The sequence below is a fragment of the Neisseria sp. P0014.S002 genome (genome assembly GCF_051958295.1).
In the GTDB taxonomy this organism is placed as follows: Bacteria; Pseudomonadota; Gammaproteobacteria; order Burkholderiales; family Neisseriaceae; genus Neisseria; species Neisseria flavescens_B.
This window is the reverse complement of sequence record NZ_JBQCVO010000008.1, coordinates 24,534-49,713: the sequence shown is the minus strand read 5'-3', so window position 1 is coordinate 49,713 and position 25,180 is coordinate 24,534. Positions and strand designations below refer to the sequence as shown.

At 49.4% G+C, this 25,180-nt stretch carries 20 protein-coding genes; 11 read left to right on the top strand and 9 right to left on the bottom strand.

Features of this window, described 5'->3' with window-relative positions; translation table 11 throughout:
* Positions 1-216 precede the first annotated feature (216 nt).
* Entirely contained in the window at positions 217-789 is a 573-nt protein-coding gene (gene grpE, locus ACTHSX_RS08505) for a nucleotide exchange factor GrpE (RefSeq protein ID WP_440377396.1), read from the bottom strand.
* 150 nt (positions 790-939) lie between these two features.
* Between grpE and cysE the strand changes: the two genes are divergently transcribed.
* The 3 genes from cysE to ACTHSX_RS08490 all read left to right on the top strand — a co-directional run bounded on the left by cysE (position 940) and on the right by ACTHSX_RS08490 (position 2,716).
* Positions 940-1,758 carry a serine O-acetyltransferase gene (gene cysE, locus ACTHSX_RS08500; protein WP_049331061.1) on the top strand — a complete coding sequence of 273 codons (819 nt, stop codon included), beginning with the start codon at positions 940-942 and terminating at the stop codon, positions 1,756-1,758.
* Between the two features lie 267 nt (positions 1,759-2,025).
* On the top strand, positions 2,026-2,439 hold the full coding sequence (locus tag ACTHSX_RS08495) for a hypothetical protein (protein ID WP_049331062.1): 414 nt from the start codon (positions 2,026-2,028) through the stop codon (positions 2,437-2,439).
* A 28-nt stretch (positions 2,440-2,467) separates the two neighbouring features.
* A complete protein-coding gene (locus tag ACTHSX_RS08490) occupies positions 2,468-2,716 on the top strand; it encodes a hypothetical protein (protein ID WP_440377397.1) in 249 nt (82 codons plus the stop codon).
* On the opposite strand, the gene ACTHSX_RS08485 is transcribed toward ACTHSX_RS08490, so the two are convergent.
* Positions 2,713-3,303, bottom strand: coding sequence for a tyrosine-protein phosphatase (locus ACTHSX_RS08485; protein ID WP_440377398.1), 591 nt, complete (start codon positions 3,301-3,303; stop codon positions 2,713-2,715). The two genes, ACTHSX_RS08490 and ACTHSX_RS08485, sit on opposite strands and share 4 nt — an antisense overlap.
* Before the next feature lie 124 nt (positions 3,304-3,427).
* On the opposite strand from ACTHSX_RS08485, the gene mnmC reads away from it, so the two are divergent.
* The gene (mnmC, locus tag ACTHSX_RS08480) at positions 3,428-5,038 is read left to right on the top strand and encodes an FAD-dependent 5-carboxymethylaminomethyl-2-thiouridine(34) oxidoreductase MnmC (protein WP_440377399.1); all 1,611 of its coding nucleotides are present in this window, start codon (positions 3,428-3,430) and stop codon (positions 5,036-5,038) included.
* 77 nt (positions 5,039-5,115) lie between these two features.
* On the opposite strand, the gene ACTHSX_RS08475 is transcribed toward mnmC, so the two are convergent.
* From ACTHSX_RS08475 to ACTHSX_RS08465, 3 genes are all read right to left on the bottom strand, one after another.
* Entirely contained in the window at positions 5,116-7,488 is a 2,373-nt protein-coding gene (locus ACTHSX_RS08475; RefSeq protein WP_440377400.1) for a TonB-dependent hemoglobin/transferrin/lactoferrin family receptor, read from the bottom strand.
* Between the two features lie 169 nt (positions 7,489-7,657).
* Positions 7,658-8,281, bottom strand: a complete 624-nt coding sequence (locus tag ACTHSX_RS08470) for a biliverdin-producing heme oxygenase (protein WP_003747519.1) — start codon at positions 8,279-8,281, stop codon at positions 7,658-7,660.
* 188 nt (positions 8,282-8,469) lie between these two features.
* Complete coding sequence (locus ACTHSX_RS08465; protein WP_440377401.1) at positions 8,470-8,646, bottom strand: hypothetical protein; 177 nt, start codon at positions 8,644-8,646, stop codon at positions 8,470-8,472.
* A 30-nt stretch (positions 8,647-8,676) separates the two neighbouring features.
* Here ACTHSX_RS08465 and ACTHSX_RS08460 point away from each other — a divergent pair, with 30 nt between their 5' ends.
* The 3 genes from ACTHSX_RS08460 to ACTHSX_RS08450 are packed head-to-tail and all read left to right on the top strand — an operon-like array spanning position 8,677 to position 12,163.
* A complete protein-coding gene (locus tag ACTHSX_RS08460) occupies positions 8,677-9,987 on the top strand; it encodes a paraquat-inducible protein A (protein ID WP_083290081.1) in 1,311 nt (436 codons plus the stop codon).
* Positions 9,984-11,645: an intermembrane transport protein PqiB gene (pqiB, locus tag ACTHSX_RS08455; protein ID WP_440377402.1), complete on the top strand. Its 1,662-nt coding sequence runs from the start codon at positions 9,984-9,986 to the stop codon at positions 11,643-11,645. Before ACTHSX_RS08460 ends, pqiB begins: the two co-directional genes overlap by 4 nt.
* Positions 11,645-12,163, top strand: coding sequence for a PqiC family protein (locus ACTHSX_RS08450; protein WP_004520659.1), 519 nt, complete (start codon positions 11,645-11,647; stop codon positions 12,161-12,163). Before pqiB ends, ACTHSX_RS08450 begins: the two co-directional genes overlap by 1 nt.
* 55 nt (positions 12,164-12,218) lie before the next feature.
* On the opposite strand, the gene ACTHSX_RS08445 is transcribed toward ACTHSX_RS08450, so the two are convergent.
* Positions 12,219-12,929 (bottom strand): GrxB family glutaredoxin, encoded by a 711-nt coding sequence (locus ACTHSX_RS08445; RefSeq protein ID WP_440377403.1) that lies wholly within the window; start codon positions 12,927-12,929, stop codon positions 12,219-12,221.
* An 88-nt stretch (positions 12,930-13,017) separates the two neighbouring features.
* On the opposite strand from ACTHSX_RS08445, the gene ACTHSX_RS08440 reads away from it, so the two are divergent.
* The 4 genes from ACTHSX_RS08440 to putA all read left to right on the top strand — a co-directional run bounded on the left by ACTHSX_RS08440 (position 13,018) and on the right by putA (position 22,093).
* Positions 13,018-15,231 (top strand): RelA/SpoT family protein, encoded by a 2,214-nt coding sequence (locus ACTHSX_RS08440; RefSeq protein WP_440377404.1) that lies wholly within the window; start codon positions 13,018-13,020, stop codon positions 15,229-15,231.
* 251 nt (positions 15,232-15,482) lie between these two features.
* Complete coding sequence (locus ACTHSX_RS08435) at positions 15,483-16,277, top strand: formate/nitrite transporter family protein (protein WP_070630334.1); 795 nt, start codon at positions 15,483-15,485, stop codon at positions 16,275-16,277.
* A 456-nt stretch (positions 16,278-16,733) separates the two neighbouring features.
* The gene (gene putP / locus ACTHSX_RS08430) at positions 16,734-18,260 is read left to right on the top strand and encodes a sodium/proline symporter PutP (protein WP_440377405.1); all 1,527 of its coding nucleotides are present in this window, start codon (positions 16,734-16,736) and stop codon (positions 18,258-18,260) included.
* A 224-nt stretch (positions 18,261-18,484) separates the two neighbouring features.
* A complete protein-coding gene (gene putA, locus ACTHSX_RS08425) occupies positions 18,485-22,093 on the top strand; it encodes a bifunctional proline dehydrogenase/L-glutamate gamma-semialdehyde dehydrogenase PutA (RefSeq protein ID WP_440377406.1) in 3,609 nt (1,202 codons plus the stop codon).
* 56 nt (positions 22,094-22,149) lie between these two features.
* On the opposite strand, the gene nth is transcribed toward putA, so the two are convergent.
* The 3 genes from nth to ACTHSX_RS08410 all read right to left on the bottom strand — a co-directional run bounded on the left by nth (position 22,150) and on the right by ACTHSX_RS08410 (position 25,100).
* Complete coding sequence (gene nth / locus ACTHSX_RS08420) at positions 22,150-22,779, bottom strand: endonuclease III (protein WP_049323145.1); 630 nt, start codon at positions 22,777-22,779, stop codon at positions 22,150-22,152.
* Positions 22,780-22,916: 137 nt separating this feature from the next.
* Entirely contained in the window at positions 22,917-24,296 is a 1,380-nt protein-coding gene (gene nhaC / locus ACTHSX_RS08415) for a Na+/H+ antiporter NhaC (protein ID WP_137041086.1), read from the bottom strand.
* 180 nt (positions 24,297-24,476) lie between these two features.
* Positions 24,477-25,100 carry an alpha/beta fold hydrolase gene (locus ACTHSX_RS08410; protein WP_440377407.1) on the bottom strand — a complete coding sequence of 208 codons (624 nt, stop codon included), beginning with the start codon at positions 25,098-25,100 and terminating at the stop codon, positions 24,477-24,479.
* Positions 25,101-25,180: the final 80 nt, after the last annotated feature.

Genomic DNA, 25,180 nt, shown 5'->3' with positions numbered 1-25,180 from the left:
ATTTTTTTTCAAGGCTTAATTTGAATTTTTTTTCAAATTAAATTCAATTACTTGATTTATTTATCCACAAGCCGTTTATTCTTTTTCAGACGGCCGGCTTTAATTTTCCGATTCCGGTTTATCGGAATGATTTTCCAATAGCGGAACATCGGGTTTTGAAACCGGATAAGGCCGTCTGAAGATTTTATGCTTGATAAACTGTATCAAGCGGTGCCTTCAATCTTCTTTTTTCGCCACGACAACCATCGCAGGACGCAGTACGCGGTCGGATAATGTGTAGCCTTTTTTCATCACGCTGACGATGGTGTTCGGCTCTTGCTCGCTGACCACTGCCTGCATGGCTTGGTGGTAATGCGGGTCAAGCTTCTCGCCTGCCTGAGGATTGATTTCTTTAATATGGGTGGCATCAAACGCTTTTTGCAATTCGTTCAAAGTCATTTGCACACCCATTTTCAGGGCATCGAAATTACCGCTTTGGTCGAGCAGCGCCATTTCAAGGTAGTCTTTGACAGGCAGCATTTCTGCCGCAAATTTTTGTCCGGCGAACTTATGGGTATCGGTAATTTCTTGCTGATGGCGGCGGCGCAGGTTTTGTTCATTTGCCAAACCGCGCAGCTCGCTGTCTTTGAGCTGACCTTCCAACTCGGCGACACGCGCCTGCAGATCTTCGTAAGTCGGCTCGGCTTGTACTTCGGCTTGTTCGGTTTCAACTGCTTCAGCAGTTTCTACGGCTGCCGCTTCTTCGGCTTCGTTTTGGTGTTGTTCGTTACAATCCGTCATTTCTGACATCCTTTTAGAGTGTTAGCATTCAATGATCTATATATAAGGCCGTCTGAAAAAACTTCAAGCATTTGAACGTCGATTATCAAATGCCTTGTTAAAAGACGTTGGAAAACGGTAAGATAGCCATCTGATTTTATTCTTCAGTCGGCCTCGAATATGAAAAAAGACCATTTGAATTCAACCGATTTTAATCTGTGGCACACCATCCGCGAAGAAACCGAAGCAGCTGCCGCGGCCGAACCGATGCTGGCAAGCTTCCTGCATCAAACCGTGTTGCGCCACGATTCGCTCGATTCGGTACTTGCCTACCATCTTTCCAGCAAACTGGGCAGCCCGATTATGGATGTGCGCGCGCTGTTTGAAATCTATCAGCAGGCTTTGAGCGTGGACACCCGCATCAGCAAATGTGTCGAGGCCGACTTGAAAGCCATTTACGAACGCGACCCGGCTTGTGACGAATATTCGCTGCCGCTGTTGTATTTCAAAGGCTTCCACGCCGTACAAGCACACCGTATCAACCACTGGCTCTATCAAAACGGCCGTAAAACGCTGGCGTATTTCCTGCAAAACCGTATGTCGGAAGTCTTCGGTGTCGATATCCACCCGGCCGCCCGTTTCGGTCACGGCCTGATGCTCGACCATGCTACCGGTTTTGTGGCCGGCGAAACCGCCGTCTTGGGCAACAATATTTCCATCCTCCACGGCGTAACGCTGGGCGGTTCTGGCAAAGAAAGCGGCGACCGCCATCCGAAAATCGGCGACGGCGTGATGATTGGTGCGAACGCTTCGATTTTGGGCAACATCCGCATCGGCAAAAATGCCAAAATCGGCGCAGGCAGCGTGGTGGTTGCCGACGTACCGTCTTCGATTACCGTCGTCGGCGTACCGGCCAAACCGGTCGGCCGCTCTTCCAAAACCCCGTCTGCCGATATGGATCAAAGCATTCAATTATCATCTACGGATTTTGTGATTTAAACCGTCTGTCATTAAAAAGGCCGTCTGAAAAAACAAATCTTTCAGACGGCCTTTTAATGGTTTAAAAATTCATGGAAATGATGAAGTGGTAATCTGATTTTATAGAGAAAAATAATTCTTTGCTGGGAGAAGATAAAGAAAATGGAAGAAATTCTCGTATTGAAGGGGTTTTACGAACAGGCAAAGGCATATGTTTTGAGATACTATGTCCATAAAACTAGTTGCTCAATAAAAGTGGTATGAATAAGGTAAAAAGGCGGTTTGATTATGATAGATTATTTTTTGATTGGGATAAAATCGATGATGAAAAGCTCGGTTTTGACTTTTGCTATTTACTTTGTGTCCTTCCTTCTTTTACTGATTCTATGGCGCCGTTATATCATTGTGCGTCAAAGTGGTGGAAACTTTTTTGCCCCATTTCATATTGCTAAGGGAAGATTTTATATCCATAATGCTTATGTTTTTAGAAAGCGAATTATACCACTGAATAATATTAAAAAGATTGAGGTCCATTTTATTCCAAGTGTTAAATTGAATGGAGCTAGATATTTTTTGAGTATCCAACAAAAGAACGGAAAAGCTCTGGCCTTTTTCTTTGGCCAATCAAAAGAGAATGATAAGCTTGTCAGAAATCTAAAAAATGAAACGAAAAACTATCATATCAAAGTCATCATTCACTGACAATTCCAAATATTGGAGAGGGATAAAGATGGATAGGCTACAAATAATCAGAAATAATCAGCATTTAAAAAGATTACTTTTAGATGAGTGTGATATTTACTTTTATGATCACATTAGAGAGGTGCAGTTTTCTAACAACGATGAGGAATATTCTCTAGCTTGTCAGGCCTTTGCCCAGGACGGTAGTGGGGGAGAAATTGGCTTTATAGGGAGTGAAGGCCAAGTTGGTCGGGATGAAAACAGGCTTGAACTTCTATGTTTTGAATCTTGGCGTTAACCGCGTTTGCGCAAGGCTTCCAAGTGCGTTTTAACCTGTTTGACTTTCTCTTCGGTAAACAGGTTGGCAATGTTTTTCCAAATGCTGTGATAACCATAAGGCCCGTGCTGCATTTCGGCTTTTGCCTCTTCCACTGTCCAGCCTTGATAAATGATGCGGTACATTCCGGCAATCAAACCGGTACGGTCTGCGCCGTGATAACAATGGATAAGCACTGCGCCGTTTTGCTGTTGTTTTTCAATTAAATATAGGATTTCCGCAATCTCTTTCGGCTTAATGCTCCATGACAGCAACGGACGGTTTAGCAAGGTCAAACCATACGCTTTCAAATGGTCGTCATCGTTGCGGTCGAAAAAGCGCAGGTTGATCACGCTTTGAATGCCCAGTTTGACGATGGCTTCGCCATCTTCGACAACAGGCTGCTCGCTGCGGTAAAGCTTGTCGTCGATGCGATAAAGGTTGGCATCGTGTTTGACGGGCGTTGCCCAACGCTCGGAAGGAACGGCTTTGCTGCCGCTATCCGGCGGCGCGGATAAACAGGCAACGGGCAAGCCGGAAGCGAGAAGGCACAATAAAAGACGGCGCATAAAATTCCTGTATGAAAATCAATGGGAAAACAAATATCGAAAGATTTTATCAAAACCCGTCCGGATATTCTATCTGCGCAAACCGCGTTACAATAAAGCCTCTTTTTTCAGACGGCCTTTCATCATGACCTGCCTTGCTTGGAACACCACACCCTCCCTTGCTACCCTTTGCCGCGCCATCGAACAACATACCGCGCCGCTTTATTTGATTGTCTGCCTGCCTGAAAACCATATTCCCGATTTTCCATTATCGAATCATCCCTCCGAGCTTGAAGGCCGTCTGAACAACCGTCTCGCTCAAACTATGAAATGTCTTCAGTTCAACAGTGTTAATGTTTTAGAAAACCTATTGCCTGACGTGCACCTTTGGCTGGTTCCGCCACACCGCGCCGACCGCTTACACGAACATTTCCCTCATATCGAATGGCAAACCGAAGCCATACCCCAATCCACCCCCATTACTCTAAAACCTTGGTTCAGACGGCCTGAACATCAAGCCGCGCCCGAACACGTCCTGATTATCGGCGCAGGCATTGCCGGCGCGGCAACCGCACGCAAACTGGCGGAACACGGCGTACGCGTTACCGTTTTAGAGGCCGGAAACGCGGCGCAGGCAGGCAGCGGCAACCGCCAAGGCTTGCTCTACGCCAAAATCTCGCCACACGATACCGAACAAACCGAGCTGCTGCTGACTGGCTACGGCTACACGCGCCGATTACTGGAAGACTTGCTGCCCAACTCCGACGTATGGGGCGGAGACGGCGTATTGCATTTGAATTTTGACGACAGCGAACGCAAACGCAATCAAGCCTTGGGTTTGCAACACCAGCATAAACACCTCTACCGCAGCGTATCTGCCGAAGAGGCTGCGTCCATCGCAGGCATAAACGTATTTTCAGACGGCCTTTACTGGCCGCAAGGCGTATGGCTGAATCCTCCCGCCGTCGTGCATACCTTATTGAATCATCCGCTGATTGAATTGCACGAACACTCGCCGCTGACCGCAGTATCGCATGACGGTACACAATGGACGGCACACACGCCGGACGCGCATTTCAATGCCAGCCATATCGTTTACTGTATGGGCGCGCACAGCCCGACTGCCGCCGACACCAACGTCTCCGCCCTGCCTTTCCGCCAAATCCGCGGTCAAACCGGCGTTGTACCTGCCAGCCCGTTTTCACAAAAACTGCGTTGCGCCATTTCCGGCGAAAGCTACATCAGTCCGAGCTGGCAAGGCCGCCACTGCTATGGCGCGACATTTATCCTCAACAGCAACGATGAAACTTGGTATCCGCACGAAGAAGCCGAAAACCGCGCCGCTCTGCAACAGCTCAATCCCCCATTGGCACAATCCCTATTTGAGCAAGATTCGTTTTCAGACGGCCTTCAAGACACACAAGGCCATGCCGCCCTGCGTTGCGACAGCCTCGACCACTTGCCCGTTGTCGGCGCACTCGGCGACATCGCCGCCATGCAGTCCGCCTACGCCAAACTGGCATTGGACAAAAACTACCGCCTCGACAATATCCCCTGCCCTTACCTGCCCAATGCCTACATCAATACGGCACACGGCACGCGCGGACTGGCAACAGCCCCCATCTGCGCCGCCGCCATTGCGGCCGAAATACTCGGTTTGCCGCATCCGCTATCGCAAAGGCTGAGAACCGCGCTACACCCCAACCGCGCCATCATCCGCGCGATTATTCGGCAGCAGCCGTTGTTATCCGTTTAAAGATTTCGTTTTAACTAAAAAAGGCCGTCTGAAAGTCATCAAAACTTTCAGACGGCCTTTAGCCATCCGTTAACTGCTTAGAATTTCCATTCCAGCGATACGGCGTAATTGCGGCCTGGGGCGCGATAGCGGTCTAAGCCTTTGCCATCGCGGTCAACGCCGTTGGTGGTGCTGTAGCTGTACAGACCGCGCAGGGAGTCCCAAGTGGTGTATTTGCGGTTGAACATATTGTACACACCGGCACGCAAAGTCAGGTTTTTAGCCGGTTTGTAGAAGCCGTACATATCAAACACATAAGCCGATTTGTTCAGCCATGGATAATCTACTACTTTTTCTTGCAAAGGCGTACCCCAACCAGTGTTTTCAAACACGGTATATTGAGCGTCTTTGGCCTTTTTCGCTCCCAGATAGGTCAAGCGGGAGAACACACCCCATTTTTCGCTCGGGCTTTCGTAATCGACACCGGCAATCACTTTCAGAGGCTGAGTGGACAGCAGGCTGTTGTTGCCTGACAGTTTGCTCTTCGCGTAACCGACAGAACCAAACAATTTCCAGCCTTCAGGTACAAAAGAAACCACTTGACCTAAATTCAGACGGCCTGTCAGCTCAAGACCACGGATTCGGGCCTTGTCGATGTTTTGCATCTGCCATTCCAGTTTTTCGGAATAAGGATTGCTACAAATACCATAGTAGTAATTCATCTGAGTACAGCCGACATCGCCACTGGTGGTCAGCTTCTGCTCTTCAGACAAGAAGTTGCGGTAATTGCTTTGATACAGGTTGGCATCCAAAGTACCTTTTTCGCTGCGGCCTTGCAGAGAAAGGGTATGGGTGGTGCTGCGCTCGGCTTTCAGGTTCGGATTAGGCAACCAGGTACCTGAGCCGTGGTTGTAAGTGAAATACACTTCAGACGCATTCGGCACGCGGAAACCGGAAGTTACATCGTAACCCAAACGCCATGTCTGACTCAGCTGTGCAGCCAAGCCGACAAAACCGCTCCAGCCTTTATAAGTGTTGGCTGCAGGTGGTGTTTTGTCACAAGCATGACACTCGGCATTCAGTTGCTGCGGCGTCATTTTGGTGTAGTCGTAACGGATACCTGCGCGGCTGCTGAACACGTCGTTCCATTGGATTTGATCAGATAGCGAGAAACCGTAGTTGTTGGTTTTCACCGGATGCTGAATCGTGCTGGCCGTGCGTAAAATACGGCCGCTGAAGTAGTAGTCGTCGCGGTTTAAGTTTTCAAACTCACGCTGGCTGGCGAAAGTTTTAAACGACAAGCGATGTTGGCCGCCCATTTGCAACGGTTGGCTGTCCATACGCAATGTAATGCGTTTGAAGGTTGTATCCATGCTGCGGTTGTAGATTTCGTCCAAATCCTTCTGATTGTAGTTGCGCGTCCAGGTAGAATAATCTATCGGGAACGAGCCTTTGTTGTTAACCGCCGCTACTTTGGTTTTCTGATAATCGAAGTCTGCCTTCAACAACGACAACCAATTTGAATCAGGCGTCCATTCGTAAAACAGGTTAGCATTGCGCCGTCTGTTTACGTCATCGGCTTCGCGCCAAGAAGAAGCGGTCAGGTTATAAGACTCTTCGATCGTGTAATTGTGGCCCTGCTGACCGTTGAGAGATGCGCCGATACGATGGTTGTCGTTGATTTGGTAAGCAATCTTACCCAAGAAGCTGTGGTATTTATGTTTGGACGGGTCAGGAATACCGCGCGCAGAACCACGGATATTCGCTCCGTTGCCGGCACCCTCTACCGGATAACCACGCTCGCCCGCGCTTTCAGTCTCATGACCGCGACGTTGCGAATACAGCAAAGCGGCATCCACGCGGTCGTTGCTCACGCCGAAACCGAGTGTATTTGTCCATTCGCGGTTGCGGCTGCTGTAACCGTTTTTCATCATCACGCCGAACTGACGCTCAGGCAACAGCAAATCATGACCTTGCAGGGTTTGGTAATTCACGCCGCCACCCAAGGCACCGCTGCCGGTATTGAAAGAGTCTGCGCCCTTCACGATTTCGATGTTGCGCACGAGTTCGGGATCGATAGACAGGCGCGAGCTGTTAAAGTTGCCATAACGGGCGTACAGCGAGTTTTCTTCAGAATCAGGCAGGTTTACGCCGTCAATGCTGACACCGACACGGTTGCCTTCCACGCCGCGCACAGCAAAGCCTTTTTGATGGCGGCCGCTGTCGCTCAGGCCGACGTCGGTGGAGTAACGCACCAAGTCTTTGTTGTCGCGTATCATTTCCTGTTGAATGCGGCCGAGGTTGACACGTTCCACGGTTGCAGGCGCATTACGTTGACCTTTAACGCGGACTTCTTTTATCTCTGCTTTAACGGGTGTGGTTTCGGTTGCAGCTTCATCCGCTGCCAAGACTGGATTGCCGAAAATACTGCCGACCAGCGCAGCAATAGGGAGCATTTGTAATGGTTTCATATTATCAACTCAAGATGTAATGGATTGTTCATCCATCAGTTAATGCATAAAAAATTTCTGATAATCATTAATGATTAATAAGACAGCAACCCGTACAACTAAATCTGTGTCGTGTAATTAAAGGTCTCTGCAAACATCCATGCCGAGACCTTGTTTGTTTCATTATTTTTTAATGTCTGTGCGGCGTCATGCCTTCGGGGGCTTCTGTGCCTTCCGGCAAACCGAAGGTTTCACGCAGAATCACTTTATAGAAGGCAAATGCTTCCTGCGCGCCTTGAATGGCTTCTGCTTCTGCTTCCGGAGTTAAGTTCAGGGCATTCAGGTGCTCGACGAAGGCGCGCCAGTGTTTGCCGCGGCCGTTGGGATGCGGGGCCAGGTGGCGTGCGCCATGTTCGCCGTTGTATTCGAGTTTTTGAGCGTGTTTGAACAAGAAAGCGGCACCCAAATTTGAACCTTCGGCGCAATAGAGCCAGCCGATGGCTTTATTGCCTGTTTCATGCGGCAATTCTTTGTCGAATTTGTAAGGCTCTTCGCCCAAGTCTTTTAGGTCTTGGGTTACGGCATCGTAACGCGCCATGTATTCGAGTTCGGGAATGGCTTTGTTCAATTCGGCATCTTTATAGATGTGATCGACAGCTTTGTGGAAAACTGATTGGAGTTTCAAAAATTTGATGTAGTTTTCTTTGCTGACGAAAGGCTGGACAAACATAACCAAGTTATCAACGCTGTCGTGTGTAACTGTGGTTTGCTCTTTCAGGCGTTTGGCGAAAGTCAGCTCTTGTGTTTCACTCATGATGTTTCCTTTGAATAGGGGACAAACGGCTTCAGACGGCCTCTATTGTGTTGAAATGCCGTCTTCTTTGAAAAAATCGTTTTAAAAATAAAGAATGTAACTTTTTAAATGCTTCCGGCTCAGTGTTGGCGTGCCTTTTGCAATTCAATAAGTCTCATCATTTTTTATAGTTAGAATATATATCATTTTTATTTCAATTGCAATAAACTCAATTGGGTCTTATTAATAAAATCTAACGGCCCATAGCCAGCATCTTCTAAAACCTTTGCTGCCTTTTCAGACGGCCTTCTTATGAAGCAGCCGCCATTCAACCAAATATCTGCTAAATTTGGGCTATCCTGCTGTTTTCCTTTATAATGCGACACTCTTTGCACCTTCTTTACCCCTGCCGAACCATGAAACGGATTCCTGCCTACCATCGCTGGTGGCGCTACAAGTCTTATCTTCCTGATGCGACGCTGCCTGCACATACGGTGGAATGCCCAGATTGCGGCTGCCGTATGGATATTCCGCGCCTGCGTCAGGGGCAGGAAGCGCATTGTCCGGTGTGCAACCATGAAATCGTGGAGGTGGAAAACAATCCGTATATCGCGCCGATCGCCTATGCGCTGACAACCTTGATTCTGATGGCGTTTGCGTACAATATGGTGTATATCCGCGTCGATTTGTTCGGCGTGACATCGATTTTGTCGTTGCCGCAAATGATGCGGCTTTTGATTTCGCTGGATTACGGTTTTCTGGCGGAAGTGATGTTTATCCTCACCTTCGGCGCGCCTTTACTGTTTTTACTGCTCTGCCTTTATGTTTATACGGCTTTGATACGCGAAAAGGCCTACCCTGCGCTGCGCTTTGCGACGCGTGTATTGGTGCGGCTGCGTCATTGGATTATGGTGGATGTGTTTTTCATTTCCACTTTGGTGGCGTATATCAAGCTCTCGTCCGTTGCCACAGTGGAATTCGGTTCGGCGTTTTATCTAATGTTTCCGCTGTCGGTCATGCTGATTCGGACTTCGGTATCGATTCCGCAGCATTGGGTTTATTATAAGATTCACCGTTTAACCGGCGGCCATGCGGTTCAAACGGCTACTGAAGACAAAATCTGTTGCAGCCGCTGCCTGTATTTCCGCGATAAAGACGAGCAACCTTGCGGCGTATGCGGTGCGGACTTATACCGCCGCCGCCCGAAAAGCCTGAGCATTTCGCTGGCGTTTTTAGTCGCGGCGTTTATCCTGTATTTCCCTGCCAACATCCTGCCGATTATGATTTCGTCCAACCCGACGGCTTTGGAGATCAACACGATTTTCAACGGCATTGTTTATATGTGGGACGACGGCGACCGATTGATTGCCGTGATTATCTTTAGTGCCAGTATTATGGTGCCGGTTTTGAAGATTATTGCGATGGCGGTTTTGATTTATTCCGCATACTTCAAACCCGTGATGAGCGCGGACAAGATGTCGGTTTTGTATCGGATTACCGAATCCATCGGCCGTTGGTCGATGATTGATATTTTTGTGATTATTATTTTGATGAGTTCGTTTCACACCAATATGGCACGCGTCGTGCCGGGTGGTGCGGCGATTTACTTCTGCCTGGTCGTTATTTTGACCATGCTTTCGGCCTATTACTTCGATCCCCGTCTGATTTGGGACAAGCAACAGCAGCTTTCAGACGGCCTTGATTCTGACCAGACCTTAACACAATGAAAAAACACGATTCTTCACCCAATTATCACGCCCCGGCGCGTGTCAAGAAAACCAATGTCTTCACGTCTATCGTGTGGCTGATTCCACTGATTGCGCTGATTGCCGGCGGCTGGCTTTTGGTTAAAGACATCCGCAACCGCGGCCCTGTCGTTACGCTGTTGATGGACAGCGCCGAAGGCATCGAGGTCAACAACACCGTTATTAAAGTGTTGAACGTCGATGTCGGACGCGTTACCCGCATCAAATTGCGCGACGACCAAAAAGGCGTGGAAGTTACTGCCCAACTTAGCGCCGATGCCAAAGACCTTATCCGCAGCGATACCCAATTTTGGGTAGTCAAACCGCGTATCGACCAAAGCGGCGTTACTGGCTTGGGAACCTTGCTTTCCGGCTCATATATTGCATTTACACCAGGCAAAAGCCAAGAAACCAAAGAGGTATTTGTCGTCCAAGACATTCCGCCGATTGCCGCCATCGGTCAAAGCGGCCTGCGCCTGAACTTGGTCGGCAAAAACGACCGCATCCTCAATGTCAGCAGCCCGGTTTTGTACGAAAACTTTATGGTCGGCCAAGTAGAAAGCGCGCATTTTGACCCGTCCGACCAAAGCGTGCATTACACCATCTTCATCCAAAGCCCTAACGACAAACTGATTAATTCCGCCAGCCGTTTCTGGCTGGAAAGCGGCATTAATATCGAAACCACGGGCAGCGGCGTCAAACTCAATTCCGCCCCTCTGCCTGCCCTGCTGTCCGGCGCGATTTCGTTTGATTCGCCCAAAACAAACGACAGCAAAAACGTTAAAAGTGAAGACAGCTTCACGCTTTACGACAGCCGCAGCGAAGTCGCCAACTTACCTGACGACCGCTCGCTGTACTACACCGCGTTTTTCAAACAATCCGTACGCGGCCTGTCTGCCGGTTCTCCTGTCGAATACAAAGGCCTGAATGTCGGCGTGGTTTCCGATGTCCCTTATTTCGACCGCAACGACAGTCTGCACTTGTTTGAAAACGGTTGGATTCCCGTACGCATCCGCATCGAGCCTTCCCGTTTGGAAATCAATGCTGACGAGCAAAGCAAAGAGCATTGGAAACAACAATTTCAGACGGCCTTAAACAAAGGCCTGACCGCCACCATCTCCAGCAACAACCTGCTGACCGGCAGCAAAATGATTGAGTTAAACGATCAGCCTTCCGCCTCACCTAAGCTGCGGCCACATACCGTTTATGCAGGCGATACCGTTATCGCGACCCAAGGTGGCGGTTTGGACGATTTGCAGGCAAAAGTGGCCGACTTGTTAGACAAGTTCAATAATCTGCCATTGGATAAAACCGTTGCCGGCTTGAACGGTTCGCTTGCCGAGCTCAAGTCCACACTTAAATCTGCCAATGCTGCCCTAAGCTCTATCGACAAACTGGTCGGCAAACCGCAGACACAAAACATTCCGAACGAGTTGAACCAAACCCTGAAAGAATTGCGTCAAACCCTGCAAGGCGTATCGCCTCAATCGCCTATCTACGGCGACGTACAAAATACGCTGCAAAGTTTGGACAAAACCTTAAAAGACGTTCAACCCGTGATTAATACTTTGAAAGAAAAACCCAACGCGCTGATTTTCAACAGCAGCAGCAAAGACCCCATCCCGAAAGGAAGCCGATAATGCGCCTCTTCCCGATTGCCGCCGCCCTGACGCTTGCCGCCTGCGGCACTGCGCAAAGCACACAATATTTCGTCCTGCCCGACAGCCAGTACATCCGTCCGGCTGCACAAGGCAACGAAATCGCAGTCAAAGTCAACCTTGCCGAACCGCTTGCCAACGGCGGCCTCGTTTACCAAACCGATGCCTATCATGTGAATCTGGCGAAAAACCACCTTTGGGCGGCTCCGCTCGATGGTGCATTGGCGGCAAACCTCAGCAACAAGCTCAACCGCCTCAATCCGCATCGCACCTTCGTGCCTGCTTCACGCAGCCAAAGCAGCCAAACCCTGAAAGTCTATATCGAAGCCTTCCAAGGCAGCTATCAGGGGCAGACCACCATCAGCGGTTATGCACAATGGCCGGACGGACGCAGCAAACCGTTTAACGCCATCACGCCGCAACAAGGTGACGGCTATACCGCCATGCTCGAATCGTTGGAAAACGGTTTGTCACAAGTTGCCGATACGATTGCTTATTAAACAAAAGGCCGTCTGAAAAACTTTCAGACGGCCTTTTTCATGTTTCAAACATTCATTACAACGCGCGGTCAAAATACAAAGCCACGCCGGAACGCTCGCTCATCGCCAACAAATAATCCATCAATTTTTGCGGCCATTGAATACCGCGCACAACGGTCAGGTTGCGCAAAATAGGGAAAGTCAGGATATCTTCCAAACTGACTTCACCGCCCAAGCCCTCGCCTTCGCACACCAGCGCTTCCAGTTCAGCCAAGTCTTGATGCAGACGCTCCAGATATTGCGCCGTTTTATTCAGATTAGTCTCGAAATTGCCGATACTTTTCTCTTTTTTGTCGATAAAGTATTTTTTCGCTTCATCGGTCTCAAATTCGGGCAAACCGATTTTGACCATGCGCGGCTGTACCAATTTGTTATTGTATTCGCCCACTTTGTCCAACCAAGCCTGAACCTCGGGACGAACTTCTTCTTTCAGACGGCCTTGATCGATGTAACGGACAATATCCAAACTCTCGCCCATAAACGAACCGTCTTCTTTTTGCAAAATCGGCACTTGTTTTGAGCCAATCATGCCAATCGGCGTAGCTTCGTCATCGTTCGCCAAGACAACTTCTTCCACCGCCACATCGCGCAAGCCGAAAATCATCCGCGCACGGACGCAAAACGGGCAATGGTCGTAAATATACAGTTTCATCGAAATGCTCCTTAAAATTTCAAAACGGTTAACCATAACACCCAAGGCCGTCTGAAACAAGGTGTTCTGAAACATAGTGCCACATTCGCATACAAATCTAGGGCTGTCGGCAATAAACTGTTACAATAGCAACGTTTTTATCAAAAAGAAAAAAACGCACGCCATGACCACTATTCGCCAAACGCCCCAAACATCGAGTGCAACGCTGGAAGGCCTCCTCGCTTGGTTCGACGGCTATGTTGCCGCGCTGCCCGATTCCGATAAAAACCTGATTCAGACGGCCTTTGACTTAGCTAAAGAACATTACCCTGCCGATGCCCTAACGACTTACGGCGAGCCATTGATGGAACATTTCCTCGGCTCGATGCAAATCGTCAGCGAACTCGACCTCTTGCCCGATGCCGTGGCCGCTACGATTTTGTCCGATATCGGCAAATACGTTCCCACTTGGCGCGAATTGGTTACCGAACGCTGCAACAGTACCGTTTGCGAGCTGGTCAAAGGCGTAGACGAAGTACAGAAACTGACCCAATTCGCACGCGTGGACAGCCTTGCCACGCCGGAAGAACGCGGCCAACAGGCCGAAACCATGCGCAAAATGCTGTTGGCGATGGTTACCGACATCCGCGTCGTCCTGATCAAATTGGCGATGCGTACGCGCACCCTGCAATTCTTAAGCAACGTTCCCGACAATCCTGAAAAGCGCGCCGTTGCCAAAGAAACCCTCGACATTTTTGCCCCGCTCGCCAACCGCTTGGGCGTGTGGCAACTCAAATGGCAGCTCGAAGATTTGGGCTTCCGTCATCAAGAGCCGGAAAAATACCGCGAAATCGCCCTGCTTTTGGACGAAAAACGCACCGAGCGCCTCGAATACATCGAAAACTTCCTCAATATCCTGCGTACGGAACTGAAAAAATACAATATTCATTTTGAAGTTGCCGGAAGACCGAAGCACATCTACTCCATTTACAAAAAAATGGTGAAGAAAAAGCTTACTTTCGACGGCTTGTTTGATATCCGCGCCGTACGGATTTTGGTGGACACCATTCCCGAGTGTTATACCACCTTGGGCATTGTCCACAGCCTCTGGCAGCCGATTCCGGGCGAGTTTGACGACTATATCGCCAACCCGAAAGGCAACGGCTATAAAAGTTTGCACACCGTTATCGTCGGCCCGGAAGACAAAGGCGTGGAAGTCCAAATCCGCACCTTCGATATGCACCAATTCAACGAATTCGGTGTTGCCGCCCACTGGCGTTATAAAGAAGGTGGCAAGGGTGATTCCGCCTATGAACAGAAAATCGCTTGGTTGCGCCAACTCTTGGACTGGCGCGAAAACATGGCCGAAAGCGGCAAAGAAGACCTTGCCGCCGCCTTTAAAACCGAGCTGTTCAACGACACGATTTACGTTTTGACCCCGCACGGCAAAGTCCTTTCCCTGCCTACAGGCGCTACCCCCATCGACTTTGCCTATGCCTTGCATAGCAGCGTGGGCGACCGTTGTCGCGGCGCAAAAGTCGAAGGACAAATCGTGCCGCTGTCCACGCCGTTGGAAAACGGACAACGCGTTGAAATCATTACTGCCAAAGAGGGAAATCCTTCTGTCAACTGGCTCTACGAAGGCTGGGTCAAATCCAACCGCGCCATCAGCAAAATCCGTGCCTACATCCGCCAGCAAAATGCGGATACCGTGCGCGAAGAAGGCCGCGCCCAGTTAGACAAACAGTTGTCAAAAATCTTCCCCAAACCCAGTCTGCAAGCATTGGCAGAAAAACTCGGCTTCAAAAAAACCGACGAACTCTATACGGCCATCGGTCAGGGCGAAGTTTCCAACCGCGCCATCCACAAAGCCTGCGGCGCGCTGAATGAACCGCCTCCTGTACCTATTGATGAAACCAATATCGTCAAGCAGTCTAAAATCAAAAAAGGCGGCAAAAACGGCATTTTGATTGACGGCGAAGACGGCCTGATGACCACGCTTGCCAAATGCTGCAAACCGGCACCTCCGGACGACATCATCGGTTTCGTTACGCGCGACCGCGGCATTTCCGTCCACCGCAATACCTGCCCTTCTTTCCGCCACCTTGCCGAACAGTCCCCTGAAAAAGTGTTGAATGCAAGCTGGGCAGCCTTGCAAGAAGGACAAGTGTTTGCCGTCGATGTTGAAATTCGCGCCCAAGACCGCTCCGGTTTGCTGCGCGATGTTTCGGATGCGCTGGCGCGTCATAAACTCAACGTTACCGCAGTGCAAACCCAATCGCGTGATTTGGAAGCCAGTATGCGCTTTACCCTTGAAGTCCGCCAAGTCAACGACCTGCCGCGCGTATTAGCCAGTTTGGGCGACATCAAAGGCGTTTTAAGCGTAACGCGCTTGTAGTTCTCATTACCCAAGCAAATCCAAAGGCCGTCTGAGAGCAACTTTTCAGACGGCCTTTTAAGTTTTTAAAACACCAATATCTCAACGCCTCAACTTATCTTTTTTAAAAAAGTCAGCCGCAGCCTTAGCCGCTTCAATATATAACCCCCTCTTCTATTCTTACAACCAGGCGTTATTTCCTACCGGCATCATTCTCAGGCAAACTTATTATCTTCATGATAAACAAGATATTTCCAATTTAAGGGAGCCTCATGGATACACGAGATTTGTACCCTCACGAGATTTTGCAGGAAGCCATCGGCAAGAGCTGCGCCAAGTCCGAGTTCAGCATCAAAATGTTGGTGATTTTAAGTTTTTTAGGTGGCGGCTATGTCGGCTTCGGCTATCTTGCCTGCCTGCGCGTCATCAGCGGCATTCCGGCCGAATGGAATGGCCTGGCCGCCCTTTTGGGTGCGTCCGTGTTCCCGATTGCGCTGATTTGTATCTTAATCGGCGGCGGTGAGCTGGCAACAGGCAATATGATGATTATGGCTTTGGGCAGATTGACCGGCCGCGTCAGCACCTACAAACTGGTACGCAACTGGCTCATTGTCAGCTTGGGCAATCTGGCAGGAGCCGTTGCCATGGCCTATTTCCTCGGCCACTATGTCGGTCTGGCAGAGGGAGCGGCTACGGCGAAAACCATTGCCATCGCTGAAGCCAAAGTTAATATGGACTTTGGCCGTGCATTCGTCTCCGCTATCGCATGTAACTGGATGGTGTGCATGGGTATTTGGTTCTATTTCGGCTCACGCCATACTTCAGGCCGCATTTTGGCAACTTGGTTTCCGGTCATGATCTTCGTGTTAATCGGTTTCCAACACTTTGTTGCCAATATGTTCATCATTCCGGCCGGTATTTGGGCAGGCGCAAATGTCAGCTGGGGTCAATTTTTCTACAATATGATTCCCGTCTTCTTAGGTAACGTCCTCGGCGGATCGTCTTTTGTTGCCGCTTTCTATCTCTTCGCTTATAAACATTTGTTAAAAGACGATTTTTCTATTTAGTTCAAACTGACGCACTACCCCGTATTCATCAGAAATACGGGGTAGTTTCATTTATCAGGCCGTCTGAAAGCGCCTTTCGTGTCACATAATTACGCTTTCTCTCTGCATAACGTTTCATTTATAGGAAAGATAGTTTCATTGCCTTTCCTTTTCTTCAATTTAAGATAATTTTTGCAATCTTTTGTTTTCAAATGACTTCCCCTCAAAAGCACTACGATTTTTCATAAAGCCCGTGTTCAGTGCTTTGCAAAACAAAAAATTTACTGTATTCTGAATTTAATTATTTACAATTTAATATGGATTGGTTACATATCCTATTGTATTTGAAAATAATTTATCCTGACTCTCTCGTGAAAAACAGGATTTTTAAGCTGTATTTTTATTAGAAAAAAGTTTGGGTACGAATTGCTTGCAATTTCAAAACCCGTATTTATAAGTTAGATGAGGAATAAGTACATGAATCCCATGTATATCACTTTCGCGATCTATTTGGTCGCCGTATTACTGATTGGCCTCGCCGCCTATTTTTCAACACGCAACTTCGACGACTACATTCTCGGCGGCCGCAGCTTGGGTCCGTTCGTGACCGCGATGTCTGCCGGTGCTTCCGATATGTCAGGTTGGCTTTTGATGGGCTTGCCAGGTGCCATTTACCTGAGCGGTTTGAATGAAGCTTGGATCGCCATTGGTCTGATTGTGGGTGCATACCTCAACTGGCTCTTGGTTGCAGGCCGTCTGCGCGTGCATACCGAATACGCCAACAACGCACTGACGCTTCCTGATTACTTCTTCCACCGCTTCGGTGCCGGCGGTCACTTGATGAAAGTGGTTTCTGCACTGATTATCTTGTTCTTCTTCACTATTTACTGTGCTTCAGGCATCGTAGCCGGTGCTACCCTGTTCCAAAGCCTGTTCCACGGTATGTCTTACACTCAAGCCATGTGGCTGGGTGCCGGCGCTACCATCGCCTACACTTTCTTGGGCGGTTTCTTGGCCGTAAGCTGGACCGACACCCTGCAAGCTTCTTTGATGATTTTTGCATTGGTATTGACTCCTGTAATGGTGTACTTGGGTTTGGGCGGTGCAGATCAAATGAATGCTGCCATCCAACAAGTTGCCGCTTCTACCGGTAAAGAATACGGCAGCCTGTTTGCCGGTACTACTTTCATCGGCATTATCTCTACCGCTGCTTGGGGCTTGGGTTATTTCGGCCAACCACACATTTTGGCTCGTTTCATGGCTGCTGAAAGCGCTAAATCTCTGGTTTCTGCACGCCGTATCGGTATGACTTGGATGATTCTGTGTATGGCCGGTGCTGTGGCTGTCGGCTACTTCGGTATCGCTTACTTCGGCGCCAACCCAGCACACGTTGATGAAATGAACGGCAACCACGAACGTATCTTCATTGCTTTGGCTACCCTGCTTTTCAACCCTTGGATTGCCGGTATTATCTTGAGCGCGATCCTCGCCGCCGTAATGTCCACCCTGTCTTGCCAATTGTTGGTTTGCTCCAGCGCGATTACCGAAGACTTCTACAAAGGCTTCCTGCGTAAAAAAGCACAACAAGCTGAATTGGTATGGATTGGTCGCGTAATGGTATTGGCGATTGCCGTGATTTCTATCCTGATTGCTTCTGACCCTAACAGCAAAGTATTGGGCTTGGTAGCTTATGCATGGGCCGGCTTTGGTGCCGCATTCGGTCCGGTTGTTATCCTGTCTGTTCTGTGGAAACGCATTACTGCCTACGGCGCACTCTCTGGCATGATTGCAGGCGCGCTGACTGTGGTTGTTTGGGCTGAGTGGATTAAAAAACCTGCTTTGGCCGCACAAGAAACAGGCTTCTCTACCGTTTATGAAATCGTTCCCGGCTTCATCATTTGCACTCTCGTGATTGTTTTGGTCTCCCTGATCGACAAAAAACCTTCACGCGAATTGCAAGAACGTTTCGAAAAAGCAGACGCAGAATACCGCGCCTCTAAATAAAACGTTTTCAGACGGCCTGCATGATTCCGTGCAGGCCGTCTTTACGAAATAAACTGTTTCAAAATAATCTGAGCCTTATCAGAAAAAACAGCAATTTATGCGGATGCATCTTGTATCCGCATCATATTTTTATTACGATATTACTATCCTTCAGAATGCCTGTTTTAGCAGTCTTAATTCAGGCCGTCTGAAACCATGAAAAAAACCTTTGGAGAACATAAATAATGTTTAACTTCGCTTTTCCAACACAAACTCCTCTGCGTCAAGCTGTAACTGATGCCTACCGCCGCGATGAAATCGAGGCCGTTCAGGATATGTTGCAACGTGCACAGATGACCGACGAAGAGCGCAATGCCGCCTCTGAGCTTGCCCGTCGTTTGGTTACTCAAGTCCGCTCCAGCCGCACCAAAGCAAGCGGCGTAGATGCTTTGATGCACGAGTTCTCTCTCTCCAGTGAAGAAGGTGTTGCACTGATGTGTCTGGCCGAGGCCCTGCTGCGTATTCCGGACAATGCAACCCGCGACCGCCTGATTGCCGACAAAATCTCCGAAGGCAACTGGAAAAGCCACTTGAACAACAGCCCTTCCCTCTTCGTTAACGCGGCTGCATGGGGTCTGTTGATTACCGGTAAACTGACCACCAACACTTCTGAAAAAAACATGGGCTCTGCACTGAGCCGCATAATCAGCAAAGGTGGCGCGCCTCTGATCCGTCAAGGTGTGAACTACGCAATGCGCCTGTTGGGCAAACAGTTCGTAACCGGCCAAACCATTGAAGAAGCGCTGCAAAACGGTAAAGAGCGCGAGAAAATGGGTTACCGCTTCTCTTTCGATATGTTGGGTGAAGCCGCATACACCGAAGAAGATGCCAACCGCTACTACAATGACTACGTTCAAGCCATTCACGCCATCGGTAAAGATGCCGCAGGCCAAGGCGTTTACGAAGGCAACGGTATCTCCGTTAAACTTTCCGCCATCCACCCTCGCTACTCACGCGCCCAACACGAACGCGTTATGAGCGAACTGTTGCCACGCCTGAAAGAATTGTTCCTTTTGGGTAAAAAATACGATATTGGTATCAACATCGACGCCGAAGAAGCCAACCGTCTCGAATTGTCTTTGGACTTGATGGAAGCTTTGGTTTCCGACCCTGACTTGGCTGGCTACAAAGGTATCGGTTTCGTTGTTCAAGCCTACCAAAAACGTTGCCCGTTCGTTATCGACTATCTGATCGATCTGGCTCGCCGCAACAACCAAAAACTGATGATCCGTTTGGTTAAAGGCGCATACTGGGACAGCGAAGTGAAATGGGCCCAAGTAGACGGCATGGACGGCTACCCGACTTACACCCGTAAAGTCCACACCGACATCTCCTACCTCGCCTGCGCACGCAAACTCTTGGATGCGCAAGATGCCGTATTCCCACAATTTGCCACCCACAACGCCTACACTTTGGGCGCAATCTACCAAATGGGTAAAGGCAAAGACTTTGAACACCAATGTCTGCATGGTATGGGCGAAACCCTGTACGACCAAGTGGTCGGCCCGCAAAACTTAGGCCGCCGCGTACGCGTGTATGCCCCGGTCGGCACACACGAAACCCTGCTTGCCTACTTGGTACGCCGCCTGTTGGAAAACGGTGCGAACTCTTCTTTCGTGAACCAAATCGTTGACGAAAACATCAGCATCGACCGCCTGATTAAGAGCCCGTTCGACACCATCGCCGAACAAGGCATCCACCTGCATCCGGCATTGCCTCTGCCGCGCAATTTGTATGGCAAAGACCGTCTGAACTCTCAAGGCGTAGATTTCAGCAACGAAACCGTATTGCAAAACCTGCAAGAAAAACTCAACCAAGCTTCTTCCGAAGACTTCCACGCCGCTTCCATCGTCAATGGCGAAGCGCGCAATGTGGGTGAAGCACAACCTGTCCGCAACCCTGCAGACCACAACGATGTTGTCGGTACTGTCAGCTTTGCCGATGCCGCATTGGCTCAAGAAGCTATTGGTGCAGCCGTTGCCGCCCTGCCTGAGTGGAGCGCCAAACCTGCTTCAGAACGCGCCGACTGCCTGCGCCGTTTTGCCGACCTGTTGGAACAACACACGCCTGCATTGATGATGCTGGCCGTCCGCGAAGCCGGTAAAACCTTAAACAACGCTGTTGCCGAAGTACGCGAAGCCGTTGACTTCTGCCGCTACTACGCCAACGAAGCTGAAAACACCCTGCCTAAAGATGCCAAAGCTGTCGGCGCAATCGTTGCCATCAGCCCATGGAACTTCCCATTGGCCATCTTTACCGGCGAAGTGGTTTCTGCATTGGCAGCCGGTAACACCGTTATCGCCAAACCTGCCGAACAAACCAGCCTGATTGCTACTTACGCCGTTTCCCTGATGCATCAAGCCGGTATTCCGACTTCTGCGCTGCAACTCGTACTCGGCGCAGGCGATGTCGGTTCTGCCCTGACCGGCGATGCCCGCATCGGCGGCGTGATCTTCACCGGTTCTACCGAAGTAGCGCGTCTGATTAACAAAGCACTGTCCAAACGCGACGACAACCCTGTCCTGATTGCCGAGACCGGTGGTCAAAACGCGATGATTGTGGACTCTACCGCACTGCCGGAACAAGTCTGCCTCGACGTATTGAACTCTGCCTTCGACAGCGCAGGCCAACGTTGCTCCGCTCTGCGTATCTTGTGTGTTCAAGAAGATGTTGCCGACAAAATGGTCAACATCATCAAAGGCGCAATGGACGAATTGGTTGTCGGCAAACCGACCCAACTGACCACAGACGTCGGCCCTGTCATCGATGCTGAAGCCCAACAAAACCTGTTGGCCCACATCAACCGAATGAAAGGCGTAGCGAAGGCTTACCACGAAATCAAAACTGCTGCCGACGTTGATAGCAACAACTCTACTTTCGTTCGTCCAATCCTGTTTGAATTGAACAACTTGAACGAGTTGCAACGCGAAGTGTTCGGTCCTGTATTGCACGTTGTCCGCTACCGCGCCAGCGAATTGGATCAACTCATCGACCAAATCAACGCAAAAGGCTATGCTTTGACCAGCGGTGTACACAGCCGTATCGAAGGTACTGTCGAACACGTCCGCGACCGCATCGAAGCCGGTAACATCTACGTTAACCGCAACATCGTCGGTGCCGTTGTCGGCGTACAACCTTTCGGCGGTCACGGCTTGTCCGGTACCGGTCCTAAAGCGGGCGGTCCATTCTATCTGCAACGTTTGGTTCGCACTCCTGAATGGATTGCGCCAACCCTCAGCCGTATCGGCCAAGCAGACGAAGACGCGCTCAAACGTTTGGAAACTCTGGTTCACAAACTGCCGTTTAATGCAGAAGAGAAGAAAACTGCAGCCGCAGCTTTGGGTCACGCGCGAGTTCGCACTCTGCGCAAAGCCGAAACCGTATTGGTCGGCCCGACCGGCGAACGCAACTCATTGAGCTGGCGCTCTCCAAAACGTGTTTGGGTACATGGCGGTACTCTGTTGCAAGCCTTCTCTGCCCTGACCGAGCTGGCAGCCGCAGGCATCCAAACCGTTGTTGAGCCTAACAGCCCGTTGGCTTCCTACTCAGCCGATTTGGACGGTTTGTTGCAAGTCAACAGCAAACCTGAAAACGCAGGCATCAGCCATGTTGCCGCCATCGAGCCTTTGAGCAGCGAGCGCAAACAAGAGTTAGCCGGCCGCGACGGTGCGCTCATCCGTATCCTGCCTTCCGAACAAGGTCTGGACATCCTGCAAGTATTTGAAGAAATTTCTTGCAGTATCAATACTACCGCTGCCGGTGGTAATGCCAGCCTGATGGCAGTTGCCGACTAATCGTAGCCAAATCAAAGGCCGTCTGAAATTCAGACGGCCTTTTTTTATGTTTTTATTTACATTTTTGCCGGATATTCGCACAAATCGTTAATCAGGCATTTACTGCATTGCGGTTTCAAAGCCTTACATGTATAACGGCCGTGCAAAATCAACCAATGATGGGCATCCATCAAAAATTCTTTGGGAATAAAGCGCATCAGCTTGTCTTCAACTTCGCGCACATCCTTGCCGGGCGCGATTTTGGTGCGGTTGGCCACACGGAAAATATGGGTATCGACCGCCATAACAGGTTGCCCGAATGCAGTATTCAACACCACATTGGCTGTTTTACGGCCAACACCGGGCAAAGATTCCAAAGCCTCTCGGTCGGCAGGCACTTCGCCATTGTATTTTTCCAGCAAAATACGGCAAGTCTGCATGATGTGCTTGGATTTGGTTTTGTAAAGGCCTATGGTTTTGGTGTATTCCATCACGCCGTCCAGCCCCAAATCCAACATGGCTTGCGGCGTATTGGCAACGGGAAAGAGTTTTGCAGTCGCTTTGTTCACGCCGACATCAGTTGCCTGCGCGGACAATAAAACGGCGATAAGCAGCTCAAACGGCGAACTAAAATTTAACTCGGTAGTCGGATGAGGATTGGCAGCGCGGAAACGCTCGAAAATTTCTTGGCGGATTTGTTTGTTCATTGTTTGGATTATTTTTTTATTGGCGCAGCAATTATAGTGAAATCATGCTGATACGGCTACTTCAAGTAAAACAAGGCCGTCTGAAATTGTTTTCAGACGGCCTAATTTTATAAAAGCATTGCTATTTTAAATACTGTTTACTTCTTACTCAAAGTCAGCCCTGTCCAGCCAAACACCAGCGTCAGAGCCAAGCTCAAGTAGCAGAAGAAGGCATACGGCAGGTATTCCCAAACAGGCACGCCCAAGGCATGGCTGATAAATACGCCGCAGACACTCCAAGGCACCAACGGGTTGATGACCGTACCCGCATCTTCAAGCGTACGGGCAAGGTTGCGCGAATGCAGACCAAGCTTGTCATAAACCGGCTTAAAGGTTTCGCCGGAAAGCAGGATACTCAAATATTGCTCGCCAATCAGGAAGTTGACACCGACCGATGTCATGGCCACGCTGAAAGTAGCGCGTCCGGCATTGGTCAGGAACGCACGAATGGCTTCCAGCAAAGACGGAATCACACCAATGCTGAACAACAGGCCGCCCAAACTCATGCCGAGTATCACGATGGTTTGCGTAAAGAACATGCTTTCCAAGCCGCCGCGAGAAATCAAACGGGCAATGTCTTTAAATGCTTCGCCTTCGAGTTTATATCCACTGTAAAACCACGCGCCCAGCTGTTTCAAATCAGGCGTACTGTGGAAGTAAGTCACAATCAACGCCACTATAACGGTAAACAACATGGCCACAATGGCATTCACGCGCATCAGGGCAAGGACAACCAGCAAGGCAAACGGAATCAGTGAGTAAGCATGCACCAAACCGGTTGCTTCCAATTGCGCGCGGAAAGCTTCGACACTGTTCATGTCATGCGCGGCAACATTGGGCAAGAGCCACAACATCAACGCCGCACTGATCAACCATGCAGGCACAGTGGTGTACATCATGTTTTTGATGTGCTCGAACAAATCAATGCCGACAATTGAAGCGGAAATACCGGTCGTATCGGAAAGCGGCGACATTTTATCGCCAAAGAACGCACCCGACACAATCGCACCTGCCGTCATCGCCATATCGGCATGAAACGCAGCCGCCATACCCATAAATGCCACGCCGACAGTCGCACAAGTCGTCAAACTACTGCCGATGGAAATACCGATGATCGAGCAAAGCGCAAACGCCGAGAAGTAAAAATAAGTCGGAGAAATCAATCCGAAACCGTAATACATCAGCGTCGGAATCGCACCGCTCATCATCAGTGCGCTGACCATCAGGCCGATAAAGAAAAACAGATAAATCGCGCCCATGCCCTGCCCAACCGCGCCTATCATACCGTTTTGCATGTCTTGATATTTTAAGCCGCGCATCAAACCGTACAACAGCAAGACTACAATCGCCGTCACAATCGACATATGCGGCAGCCATTCAAGCGAAATAATCGTATAACCCATTGCCGCCACCAAAGCCAAGGCCACAGCAATGGCCTCAAAACGCGGCATATTAAGTAAGGATTTGAAAGCAAACATTCTTCTTTGCCTTTTTAATAAGTATTTAACAGATTTTAGCATAACAGGCCGTCTGAAACCCGATTTTCAGACGGCCTGCCTATTATTTTATAAAAACAGCTTCAGCAAAACTGCGACACTTTCTTTAAAATATATCAAATTATTAAAATTAAATATTTTTAAATGAAAATAAATGGAATTTTATTGCTTTTTAAAACGTCCATCATGCAAAAATGCCACCACCTGCTCGACCGTTTTACGGTTAAACAGCATACCGCTATGGCTGACAGGCAGAACGACATGATCACGCATATTCGGACAATGCGTTTCTCTGACCAAAACCGTGCCATCATGTTCGCCATGCAAACCTAAAACACGGCCCAGTCCATACGGTTTATTGCCGGCAATACTGCCCAACTCAACACCCTCGGGCAATTCAGGCATACTGCCGTCCAATGCACCTTTATACGAGCCGCCCAATACCGGTTTTTGCAAACCCATATTGAACACACGTTGCGCGGCACGGCTGCCTTGGTGCGGCGTACCCATGGTAACGATACGGCCGCTGACTTTATCCGGATATGCTGTTGCAAAATTGCGTAAGACCAACCCGCCCAAACTATGACCGACAAAGTGCAGCGTTTCATCAGCATGGTTCTCATCAATCCATCGCGCCAAATCTTCGACATGTCGGTTCATCGAATGTAAAACACTGTAATAATCGAACAGCGCAACTTCAAAACCTTCTTGTTCCAGCAAATATGCCAGCGGTTTCATTACCCATGAATGCATGTGCAAGCCATGCAGCAAAATGATTTTGGCCATTTTTTCCTCCTGTCATTTAAATCATTATGCCACAAAGTAAAAAGGCCGTCTGAAAACCCATAAGGTTTCAGACGGCCTTT